This window comes from Bradyrhizobium sp. WSM4874, assembly GCF_055811835.1.
Genome location: NZ_JBVVPR010000002.1, coordinates 22607 through 33683, shown reverse-complemented (window position 1 = coordinate 33683; position 11077 = coordinate 22607). Strand labels below are relative to the sequence as shown.

General features: G+C 63.1%; 12 protein-coding genes. 1 reads left to right on the top strand and 11 read right to left on the bottom strand.

Translation table 11 applies throughout. The features are described 5' to 3' along the window. Positions 1–150: 150 nt before the first annotated feature. Positions 151–843, bottom strand: coding sequence for an L-2-amino-thiazoline-4-carboxylic acid hydrolase (locus AC0L3P_RS02505; RefSeq protein WP_473300889.1), 693 nt, complete (start codon positions 841–843; stop codon positions 151–153). Positions 844–885: 42 nt separating this feature from the next. Next, entirely contained in the window at positions 886–1278 is a 393-nt protein-coding gene (locus AC0L3P_RS02500) for a RidA family protein (RefSeq protein ID WP_275171297.1), read from the bottom strand. Positions 1279–1403: 125 nt separating this feature from the next. Here AC0L3P_RS02500 and AC0L3P_RS02495 point away from each other — a divergent pair, with 125 nt between their 5' ends. After that, positions 1404–2021 (top strand): LysR family transcriptional regulator, encoded by a 618-nt coding sequence (locus tag AC0L3P_RS02495; RefSeq protein WP_275171298.1) that lies wholly within the window; start codon positions 1404–1406, stop codon positions 2019–2021. A gap of 1080 nt (positions 2022–3101) precedes the next feature. Here the strand turns inward: AC0L3P_RS02495 and AC0L3P_RS02490 are convergent. The 9 genes from AC0L3P_RS02490 to mce all read right to left on the bottom strand — a co-directional run bounded on the left by AC0L3P_RS02490 (position 3102) and on the right by mce (position 11019). Continuing rightward, a complete protein-coding gene (locus tag AC0L3P_RS02490; RefSeq protein WP_275171299.1) occupies positions 3102–4145 on the bottom strand; it encodes an ABC transporter ATP-binding protein in 1044 nt (347 codons plus the stop codon). Next, on the bottom strand, positions 4138–5118 hold the full coding sequence (locus AC0L3P_RS02485; protein WP_275171300.1) for an ABC transporter ATP-binding protein: 981 nt from the start codon (positions 5116–5118) through the stop codon (positions 4138–4140). The genes AC0L3P_RS02490 and AC0L3P_RS02485 overlap by 8 nt, the downstream gene beginning before the upstream one ends. Continuing rightward, positions 5115–5936, bottom strand: coding sequence for an ABC transporter permease (locus tag AC0L3P_RS02480; protein WP_473300888.1), 822 nt, complete (start codon positions 5934–5936; stop codon positions 5115–5117). The genes AC0L3P_RS02485 and AC0L3P_RS02480 overlap by 4 nt, the downstream gene beginning before the upstream one ends. Continuing rightward, positions 5933–6856: an ABC transporter permease gene (locus tag AC0L3P_RS02475; RefSeq protein ID WP_473301021.1), complete on the bottom strand. Its 924-nt coding sequence runs from the start codon at positions 6854–6856 to the stop codon at positions 5933–5935. Before AC0L3P_RS02475 ends, AC0L3P_RS02480 begins: the two co-directional genes overlap by 4 nt. Positions 6857–6916: 60 nt before the next feature. Further along, a complete protein-coding gene (locus AC0L3P_RS02470; RefSeq protein ID WP_275171302.1) occupies positions 6917–8506 on the bottom strand; it encodes an ABC transporter substrate-binding protein in 1590 nt (529 codons plus the stop codon). 133 nt (positions 8507–8639) lie between these two features. After that, on the bottom strand, positions 8640–9920 hold the full coding sequence (gene mtnK, locus AC0L3P_RS02465; protein ID WP_275171303.1) for an S-methyl-5-thioribose kinase: 1281 nt from the start codon (positions 9918–9920) through the stop codon (positions 8640–8642). Positions 9921–9951: 31 nt separating this feature from the next. Next, positions 9952–10299 carry a hypothetical protein gene (locus AC0L3P_RS02460; protein ID WP_275171304.1) on the bottom strand — a complete coding sequence of 116 codons (348 nt, stop codon included), beginning with the start codon at positions 10297–10299 and terminating at the stop codon, positions 9952–9954. A gap of 30 nt (positions 10300–10329) precedes the next feature. After that, positions 10330–10605: a DUF1467 family protein gene (locus AC0L3P_RS02455; RefSeq protein WP_275171305.1), complete on the bottom strand. Its 276-nt coding sequence runs from the start codon at positions 10603–10605 to the stop codon at positions 10330–10332. Positions 10606–10614: 9 nt separating this feature from the next. Further along, complete coding sequence (gene mce / locus AC0L3P_RS02450) at positions 10615–11019, bottom strand: methylmalonyl-CoA epimerase (RefSeq protein ID WP_275171306.1); 405 nt, start codon at positions 11017–11019, stop codon at positions 10615–10617. Positions 11020–11077: the final 58 nt, after the last annotated feature.

Sequence of the window (11077 nt, the reverse complement as noted above, 5' to 3'; positions counted from 1 at the left end):
CGCCCCAACCCCCGTCATTGCGCGCGCAGCTAACAAATCCAGACTGCCGCCGCGGAAAGATTCTGTATTGCTTCGCTGCGCTCGCAATGACGATGTGGTAACAGTGGGCGATCCGATCGCAGAGCACGATCAGGCGGCTTACCTCTCCGCCTACTCATCCAGAGCAAGCCGCGAGAACCGGAAATTGCAATGGCTCGCACCGCCCGCGAGTGTTTGAGTCCTCTCCAGGCGGATGCCTCGCGCTGCGTAGGCGACGAAATCGAGCCCGCAGATGTTCGGCAGAATGTCCTTGTCGCCATGGCGCGCCGCGAGTTTGCAGAAGCCACAAGCCTTGTAGTTGATCCCGAACTCGAACTTGTCGTCCGTATCAGGCTCGACGAAATCGTAGACGAAGTCTTCCGGAAATTCGGTCTCATGGCTCTCGGTCGCGCTTCTTGCTGCCTGCTCCCGTAGCAAGGCCTGGTTCTCCGGCGACATGAACTGACGACCCGAGGCGAGACGTTCCGCTTCCGATACGGTGAGCAATTGCGCCTTGTAGGTTTCCCGCTCGATCTCGCCTATCACAGGCAGCGGCACGCCGTGACGCCGCAGCACCCGGCTGATCGCCGTGAAGCCCATGAGACGCATGAAGAAATCGCTCATGCGGCTCGCCGCGCCGCCAACATAGGGCATCTGGGTGAGCACGATTTCGAATTCGTCCATCAACTCCTGCCTGATCCCGTCGATCCCGGAAAGTTGCGCGCGCTCGCGCAACATCGCTTCGGCCAGGTCGAGCCGCTCGCGCATGGCGGCCTCCATTGCACCGCGATGCGCTTCGTAAAACGGATGGATGATTTCAGCCATGGGACACCTGATATGATTGGTTCATTGCAAAGTCGGCTGGTTTCACTCCGCGGCGACCGCCTCGATCTCCAGCAGCCATTTGCTGTCGACGGTCTCGACGATCACGACCGTCAGCGCGGGCTGGTGCTCGCCCAGCATCGCGCGACGAATGGAGCGGTTGGCGACGAGCTGATTGCGGTCGGTCAGGAACGTGGTGACCTTGACCAGATGCGCGACGCCAAGGCCGGCGGCGGCGAGCACCTCGATCAAATTGCGCCAGGCCTGTTCGCACTGCGCCTCAAAACCGTCAGGAACGGCGCCGTCGGACCTCTCGGGCACCTGGCCGCTGATGAACAACAGGCGGCGATGCTGCGTCAGTTCAAGTCCCATGCAGTAACCGCCGGCGGGAGCGTGGACCGTTGCGGGATTGTGGCTGACGATGTGAGCTGGGGGCATAGGGTTTCTCCGGATTGCGGATCGACCGTATCCGGCGCCATCACCGCTACGCAAAGCATCATTGCTGCGGCTCAGCGCAAGAAAATCTATTGCAAGGCCATGGCCCATCAGTGTCAAAAGGAGCGATGACCTACATCCTTCCACCACTCAACGCGCTCCGCGCGTTCGAAGCCGCCGCGCGGCATCTCAGCTTCAAGCTGGCCGCACACGAGCTGCACGTGACCCCCGCCGCCGTGGGGCAGCAGGTCAAGGCGCTGGAGGCGCGCCTCGGCGTGCAGCTGTTCGAGCGGCTGCATAAGCAGCTCATCCTCACCGTCGCCGGTCAGGCTTATTTGCCCGGCGTATCCGAAGGCTTTCGCCACATTGCGGAGGCGACCTCGCAATTGAAACCGGCAGGTGCGGTGCTGCTGCAATTGGGCGTCCATGGCAGCTTCGACCTCCGCCGCCTCGATCTGGCAGCGTTTCGCAGCACGCATGCGGAGATCGGCTTGTTGCATCCGGCCGGCCTGCACGAGCTGATCGAGGGCAAGGTCGACCTGCTGATCGCCCGCGGACTGGGCCACCATCCGGGCTATCGCTGCGACCGGATCGATGAAGGATCGGGTTTGGGCGATTGGCTCGTTGCGCCCGAAGGCACCGCGGATTGCCCGGAGGTCGAAGGCTTCCGCGACTGGCTGCGCGCCTTGCCGGCCGAGAACGCAAACCGCCGCCCTCGTCTGGTCGGTGTCAGACGACAGGCTTGACCGGCAATCCATAGCCTTGCCGGGGCCCCGTTTGATGGGTCGGGGAAACAGGAGCACGATGTCATCATCGCGGTTGTGGTGTCAGTGGCAGTTAGCTGCCGTGACACCTCCAGCCATAACGCTGCTGCTCTCCACCTCCTTCACGTCCGATGCAATTGCTAAATCGGGTGCGAGCGTGGTCCATCACCATGGCAACAACGACTGGGTAACGGCGGCGGCGATTGGCACCCCCAACGGCAAGGACGACAGAGGCCGCTAAACATTTTTCGGCAGCACGGCAGTTGAAGCAGCTCGCCGGTTACCAATTTTCCGACGCTCATCCCCAAGTGGGTAATGCAGTCCAGTCGGGCCCCAGCTCTTCCCCATTGCCCCCGGAGCTGGGGCTCATTTTTGTTCGGCTAGGAACGACTTGCCGATTGCCGATTTCTCCCGCGCCTCTCCCCAAGCGGGCAGTCTGCTTCGCCAAGGCAGCTCAACAGCCCCAGCTTCACCGGTCCTGAAGCTGGGGTCCCTTTTGCTGTCTCAATTGCCTCCGCACCTGGCCGTATCTTCCTGAGCGCGTCGCGAAACGCGCTGGCCGAAGCCGCAACCCTGAAGCAGTGAGCCTGACGTATTGAAATCCGATGTGTACCTATGGTAGATTTCTACTTTTTCCCGATAGTTCTTTGTGCCAGGGAGAACATCCATGCGAAGCTCTCGCGCAATCCTTTATGCCCAACGTCTTAGCGCACTCACTTCTCAGCTCTCCGAATTGGAATATCTTCGAGATGTAGTCGAAGAAGCAGAGCGAAGCGCCCGCGGTGTGCCTCCATTACGCTTGACACATCCTGCTTCGCGCCGCCTTCGAAGTCGTGAACCAGGCGCCCTGTCTGTCCGCCTCCGTCGCCGCACGCCACCGAGCTGGAATGCAGGAGCTATCGGCCCCCCTGACAACGACAACCAAGTCGATCGGACTTTGCTGGAGCCATTCCCCGACGGATGGTGGGCTTCCCCCTAAAGCCTCTCCAAGCGCTAGCTTGACAAACAAATCGGATCAATGCCCGAGAGACGCTCCCTCATTCGGAGATTCGAAGCGGCCACTCAGGGTAACGGTGATGGAGCGAAGCTCGCCGCAGCAATCTCCTCGCTTCGCCAACACCTCACCGCGTGCCCGTCCACCCGCGTCTCCAGCACCGGCCCCGGCTCGCTCCGACACACAGCTTCCGCGTAACGGCACCGCGGACTGAACGCGCATCCGTTCGGCGGATTGAGCGGATTGGGAAGGTCGCCGCCTGTCGTCGCCAGCGGTGCATGGCGCAAGGGATCGGGGATGGCGGCGATCAGGGCTTGCGTGTAGGGGTGCGCGGGCCGCTCGAAGATCTCGCGCCAGTGGCCGTTCTCGACGATGCGGCCGAGATACATCACGGCGACCTTGTCGCTCATGTGCTCGACGACGCCGAGATCGTGGCTGATCATGATGTAGGAGAGACCGAGCGTTTCCTTCAATTCCAGCAGCAGATTGATGATCTGGGCACGGATCGAGACATCGAGCGCCGAGACCGGTTCGTCGCAGATGACGATCCTGGGATTGAGGATCAGCGCACGCGCAATGCCGATGCGCTGGCGCTGGCCGCCGGAGAATTCATGCGGATAGCGGTCGGCCTGCTCCGGCCGCAGGCCCACATGCCGCAGCATCTTCGCGACGCGGTCCTCGATCTCGCTCTTGGCCGTGACGCCATGCACACGCAGGGGATCTTCCAGCGTACGACGAACGGTCTGGCGCGGATTGAGCGAGGCGTAGGGATCCTGAAACACAATTTGCACGATGCGGGCCAGCGCCTTTCGATCGACGGATGGCCGGTTCGTCACGACCTGTCCGTCCAGCACGATGCGGCCGCGCGTCGGCGTCAGGAGACCGAGGATCGACAATGCGACCGTCGACTTGCCGGAGCCGGACTCGCCGACGAGGCCGAGGCATTCGCCCCGCTTCAAGGTGAGATCGACGCCGTCGACGGCACGGAGCAGCCGACGGCCGCGCCCCAGCAGGCCACCTCCGAGCGGAAAGTGGACCGCGAGATCCCTGACGCTGAGAATGACATCGTCGTCCGGCCGTGTCTCACCCAACCTGTCTTGCGGCTCATGCATGGTGGTGACACCTGACCAGACCGCCGGGGTCGAGCAAATCCGCTCCCGGCGCGGTGGTCCGGCAAATATCGGTCGCCTGCGCGCAACGCGGATTGAACCGGCAGCCGTCGGGGAAATTCGTGATGGCCGGGACCACACCCGCGATCTCCGTCAGCCGGGTGCGGCCAAGGGCTGCGCGACTGCCGAGCCGCGGCAGCGAGGCGACCAGGCCTCGCGTATAGGGGTGCGAGGGCGCCCGAAATATATCGGCCGAGCCGCGCTCCTCGACGATACGGCCGGCATACATCACGGCCACCCGGCGACAGACATTGGCGACCAGCCCCAGATCGTGGCTTATCATCAGGATTGCGGTCCCCCGCTCGGCGCAAAGATTCCGCATCAGCTCGATGATTTCGGCTTGCACGGTCACGTCGAGTGCCGTTGTCGGCTCGTCGGCGATCAGGAGATCCGGACCGCAGGCGAGCGCGATGGCAATCATCACGCGCTGGCGCATGCCGCCGGACAGCTGGTGCGGGTAGTCCTTCACGCGCCGCTCCGGCGCGGGAACGCGGACGCTCGCCAGCGCCTCGACCGCCAGTCTGTCGGCTTCCCGCCAGCTCTTGCCCTTGTGCAGCACGAACATTTCTGCGATCTGCCGGCCCACCGGCGAGACCGGGTTCAGCGCCGTCATCGGCTCCTGGAAGATCATGGCGATGCGATTGCCGCGCAGATCGCGTTGCCTGGCGGCTGAAAGGTGCTGGATCTCCCGCCCTTCAAACCGGATGACGCCGCCGCCGATCGACAAGGGCTGCCGCAACAGGCCAATCAAGGCGAGCGCCGTGATGCTCTTGCCGCAGCCGGATTCGCCGACGAGGCCGAAGGTCTCGCCGCGATCGATGCGGAACGAAATGCCCTCGGCCGCCGCAACGCGCCTCGAGCCATCGTCGAGATCGATGCGCAAATCCTCGACTTCGATCAGCGGCGCGCCCGTCATGTCCGCCGGCTCCGCGATTGGGGATCGAGAATGTCGCGCAAGCCATCGCCGAGCAGATTGAGGCCGAGCACCGTCAGGAAGATGGCAAGGCCGGGAAACACCGAGAGCCACGGCGCCGTCGTGATCTGGTCGCGGGCATCCGACAACATGCTGCCCCAGCTCGGAAACGGCGGGCGGACGCCGAGGCCGAGGAACGACAATGCGGCTTCGGACAAGACCGCGCTGCCCATGCCGAGCGTGCCGATGACGACGATCGGACCCAGCATGTTCGGCAGCAGCTGCGTGATCATGATGCGCAGATCGCCGTAGCCGAGCACGGTCGCGGCCTGCACATAGCCCTGGCTCCTCAGCGACAGCGCCGAGGCCCGCGCGATCCGGCACGTGAAGGACCAGTTGGTCAAGCCGAGTGCGATCAGCAGGCTGGTCAGGCCGGGACCAAGCACCGCCATGATGGCCAGCGCGAAGATCAGCGAGGGAATCGCGAGCATGAGATTGGTCAGGCCGTTGACGACATCGTCCCACCAGCCGCCCCAATAGCCGGCGCTCAGGCCCAGCGCCACGCCGATGACGCTGTTGATGAGCTGCGAGACGATGCCGACCGTCAGCGAAACGCGCGCGCCGTAGACGACGCGGGAATAAATGTCGCGGCCCTGGTCGTCGGTGCCGAACCACCAGGTCCAGCTCGGAGGCTCTTCCGCGTTGAGCAGATTGGCGTCCAGGACAGGATCGGTATGCGCCAGCCAGGGCGCGAGCAGGCCGACCACGATCGCAAGCGCGAACAGCGCGCCACCGATGATGAGATTGGCGCGGAGCTTCATGCGTATCTGATCCTGGGATCGATCACGCCGTAGAGCACGTCGATCAGCAGATTGATCGCGAGAAAGGACAGCACCACGACGAGAATGGAGCCCTGGACGGCCGGAATGTCGCGCTGCAGGACACTGTCGACCAGCAGCGAGCCGATGCCCGGCCAGGAGTACAGTTTCTCGACCACGACCGCCTGCCCCATCAGCGCGCCGAACTGCAAGCCGACCGTGGTGAGGATAATGACAAGCGCGTTGCGCGTCACATGCCATTTCACGACTCGGGTCTCGCTCATGCCCTTGGAGCGCGCGGTGCGGACGAAATCCGCGGTCATGATCTCGAGGACAGCGGCGCGTGTCGTCCGGGCGAACAGCGCCATCGGCGAGACGCCGAGCGTCACGGCCGGAAGGATCAAATATTTCATCCCGCCGTCGCCATAGCCGAAACTCGGCAGCCAGCCGAGCTTCAACGCAAACAAGTACATCAACACCAGTCCGAGCCAGAATTTGGCGATCGATAGTCCCGACACCGCCACGACCATGGCCAGCGTGTCGACGATGCCCCCCGGCTTCAGCGCGGCGATGAAACCCAGGGGAACGCCGATCACGACGGAAAACGCCATGGCTGCGAAGATGAGCTGGAGCGTCGGCCATATCCGTTTGGCGATCATGAACGTTACAGGCTCGCGCGTCCGGAACGACGTTCCGAAATCACCGGTCGCAAGCTTGGCAATGTAGATGCCGAAGCGGACATAGACGGGATCGTCGAGGCCCAGCTGCTTCTTCATGCGCAGCTCGACCTGCGGATCGGCATCGTCGCTCATGGACGAGACGATGCTGCCGGGCACGACGCTGAACAGCACGAACACCAGAGCCACCACGGCGAGCACGGTCGGAATGGTCTGCAGCAGGCGGCGGAACAGGAAGGAGAGCATCGGCACTTTTCCTCTCTCCCTCCGTCGTTCATGGCGACGGAGGGAGCGCGAGAGCGCGTGTCACTTCGCGGGCGAGGTCTCGTCGACCCAGAGGTCTTCGACGTTCTGATGGGTCAGCTCGGTCGCATTCAGCTGGACCCCCTTGAGCCACGGCTGCACCGCCATGACCGCCTTGTTGTAGTTGAAGAACCAGACCGGCGCCTCTTCGTAGAGAACAGCATTGGCCTTCTGCAGCAGCTGGGTACGCTTTGCAGCGTCATCGGACTGCCCGGCCTCGTCGATCAGCTTGTCGAACTCGGGATTCTTGAAGTTCATATAGTTGCAGGCTGATTGCGGCGTCGCCGAGTGGAAGCATTTGAGGGCGGCCTGGGGATCGGGTCCGGTCGCCTGCGAATAGATGAACGCCTGGTAGTCGCCGCTGCGAACCACCTCCGCCAGCACCGCGGTCTCGACCTGCTTCACCTTCGCCTTGATGCCCACCCTGTCCAGCATCGGGATCACGGCCGAGACGATCGGCAGACCCCAGCTCTCGTTCTGGCTGGTGGTCCATTCGAATTCGAAGCCTGAGGGATAGCCGGCCTCAGCGAGCAGTTGCTTGGCCTTGGCGGGATCGACGGCGTAGGGCTTCATGGTCTTGTCGTAGAGAGGAGAGGTCAGCGGCAGCCAGCTGGTGGCGCGATAGGCCTTGCCCTTGACCAGCTTGTTGATGATCAGGTCGGTGTCGATCGCATAGTTGATCGCCTGCCGGACGCGCTTGTCGGCGAACGGCTTGAACGCGGGATTCATCCCCATGTAGCGGGTGAAGACCTCGGCGACTTCGACCACGGTGCCCTTGAGGTCGGCGTCGTTCTGATAGGCGACATATTGCGCAGGTCCCAGCACCGAGGTGTCGATCTCCTTGTTGCGGAAGGCGACATCGCGTGCCGCGGCCTCGCCCATGACCGACACGACGATCTTGTCGGCGTAGGGCTTGCCGGGCTTGTAGAACCGGTCCCACCGTTCCAGAACGATGCGCGATCCCGGCACGTGCTCGACGAATTTGAAGGGTCCGAGACCGATCGGCTTCTGGAGAAAGCTCTCCTTGGCGGCTTCGTCGGCGGGATAGATCGACGTGATCGCGTTCCAGAAGTAGAAGCCCGGATCGACTTTCTCGGTCAGCTTCATTTCGATTGTAGAGTCGTCGATTTTCTTCAGGCCGGAGATCTCCTTGGCCTGGCCCTTCTCGACCGCCGCCGCGCCCTCGATCACGCGGACATAGCGCGCGCCGGGATAAGCCTTGGTGCCGTCCATGATGCGGTTGTAGGTCCAGATGACGTCGTCGGCCGTCATCTTGCGACCGTTGTGGAAATAGGCGTCGTCGCGCAGCTTGAAGGTATGAACGAGACCTCCGCCCGAGACGACGTCCTCCTTGGCAAGCTCCAGAACCGGTTTGCCTTCGGCGGAATTCCAGATGTAGAGCGACCGGTGCAGCGCCTTGGCGTAGATCTCGTCCTGCGCGCGCTGCGTCGTATGAATGTCCAGGCTGGTGAAGCTCGACCCATAAGGCGCGGTCATGCGGATGGTTCCGCCCTTGCGCGGGGTCTGGGCCTCCGCCGTAGCGGCCAGTGCCAGCCCCAGACCCGCGACGATCGCCACTATCCTGAACATCATGGTCCCTCCGACAACGCAAGCCGTGCTCCGGTCCGGGAGTTGATCATCCACGGCAGGTCGAGCGCAAGCGCCTTGAAGGGGTTGACGTATGCGAGCGTCGCGCGCGGGCCCCGCCGATTTGTGAGAAAGCCGGCTAGAACTCCGGCTGCCACTCGCGCAATTTTCGCGCTGCAGCGGTGACGTCCGCAATGGTCGGAAACGCACCCGCCTCCAGCATCATCATCCTTGCCAGCCGCACGGCGCGTGCTTCGCTGATCGCGCGCCTGCGCGGATCCTCGATCAGCTCGAAATCGATATTGTGGGCGAGGCCGAAGATACGGCGGATGGTTTTTGCCGCGGCGAAGCCGACCGTGTCCGCGAACAGCCGTTGCATGTAGGCCTGCCGCTCGGCCTCCAGGCGTGCCGCGCCTGTCTCGCCGGCGAAGAGCGAGGCGGGATAGGCATCCCCTACGGCGCCAGCGCGCCAGAGCTCAAGGAATTTGCGGGCGAACGCGTTCCAGACCTGCTCGACCGTCTCCAGCACCCAATGCTCGAACGCACGCCGTTCGCCCGGCGAGCGCTCGTGGCCGGCGGAGGCAAAATAGGCCATCAGGAGGTTGGCCAGCACGGCGCCGACATCGAAACCCATCGGGCCGTAGAATGCGAATTCGGGGTCGATCACCCGCGTCTCGCCGTCCGTCACCATGATCGAGCCGGTGTGAAGGTCGCCGTGGAGCAGTGCCTCGGGGCTCGCCATGAATTTCAGCTTCAGCCGGGAGATCGCGACATGCAAATCCATGTCGTCGCGCAGCTCTGCGGCGAGCGCATCGAGATACGGCGTGGTCCAGCGGTTCTGCTCGGCGATGCGGTAGGGATCGGTGAAGATCAGATCCTCGGTGATCTTGCATAGCGCATGATTGCCGGCGAAGGCCGCGATGCCTTGCTTCTTCTCGGCCGCCGACAGCGCGAGGTCGGAGGTGAAGAACAGGGTCCGCGCCATGAAGGTGGTGATGTCATCGACAAAGCGCGGATATTGCGAGCCCGCAACCATCCCCTTGCGCATGATGATGTGGGGCTCGAGCAGCTCCATCACCGTCAGCGCCAAGGCCTCGTTGTGATGCAGCAGCGCCGGCACGAGGCCGGGCGCAAGCTCGGCCTGCCGCGACAAAGCGAGATATTCGTAGTGAGCCCGGGACAGCGGCAGCGGCCAGCTCTCGCCGACCAGGCGGACATAGGGCAGCGCCTGCTTCACGGCGACGCCGCCCTGGCCGCCTTTTACGATGAAGACGAGATTGAGATTGCCGTCGCCGACTTCGGTGATCGACCAGGAGGCCGGCTCGCTCCCGAGAAGCGCCTTGAGGTCTGCAACGCTTGCGAGATAATCCCGCAACGCCGCCTCATGCAGAATCCGGTAGTCCCCCTGCCCCTGTGCCATGACGATCTCATCCCATATATGGGCCGGATCGTTACTCCCGCTCCAGGAAGCTCGAGCCGATCTCGGCCTTTCTTTTGATCGGATCGTAATCACAATAGACGCTGTCCGCCACCAGCGTGTAGCTGGCGCTGACGGTGTATTTGTCCGTTTTGACCGAGTTCAGGCCGATCACCGAGGTGCTCTTGCCGCCGTTCCATTTGAACGGCGTCGAGCTCTTGGCCTGCTCGCAGGCGATCACGGCCTCGTTGAAGACGTAGCCCTCGACGAACGCCTTCAGGGTGCGCACCTGCACGGCCATCTTCCACTCGAAATAGCCGATGGCACCGAGGCCGGCGACGATCAGCACCAGAAGCGCGACGACGATCCTCTGAAAAGTCATTGGTCCCCCAACAAAGCCAATCAAAAATTCTTAAAACGGCATGCCCATCAATTTCGACAGGCGCTCGATCGACAAATAGCCGGCGTGATAGGCGACCATGGCGATCCCATAGATGATCGCCGAGATGATGGTGGTCCAGATCAGCTTGCCCCCCATCCGCGTCAGGATCGGCGCGCCGGGGTCGCTGCCCGGCACTCCGACGCCGTCCTCGTGCTGGCTGCGCACGCCGAACGGCAGCGTCAGGAACAGCGCGACCCACCAGATGACGAAATAAATTGCGATTGCGGTTGAGATCTGGATGGCCATGGCTTCGGCCTATGCCTGCTCGATTTCGACCAGCGCGCCGGAAAAGTCCTTCGGGTGCAGGAACAGCACCGGCTTGCCGTGGGCGCCGATCTTCGGCACGCCGTCGCCGAGCACTCTTGCGCCCTCCTTCACCAGCGTATCGCGCGAGGCGATGATGTCGACGACCTCGTAGCAGACGTGGTGGATGCCGCCGTCGGCGTTGCGATCGAGGAACTTTGCGATCGGCGAGGCCTCGCCGAGCGGCTCGATGAACTCGATCTTGGTGTTGGGCAGCGTCGCGAACACGGTGGTGACGCCATGCTCGGGCAGCGCGACGGCCTCCGAGATCTCGGCGCCGAATGCGGTGCCATAGATTTTGGCGGCCTTGACGGCGTCCTTGGTCGCAATCGCGACATGGTTGAGCCGGCCCAGCATGGTTCTTCTCCCCTAGGGCATGATCCGGAAAAGTGTGAAGCGGTTTTCCGGAAAGATC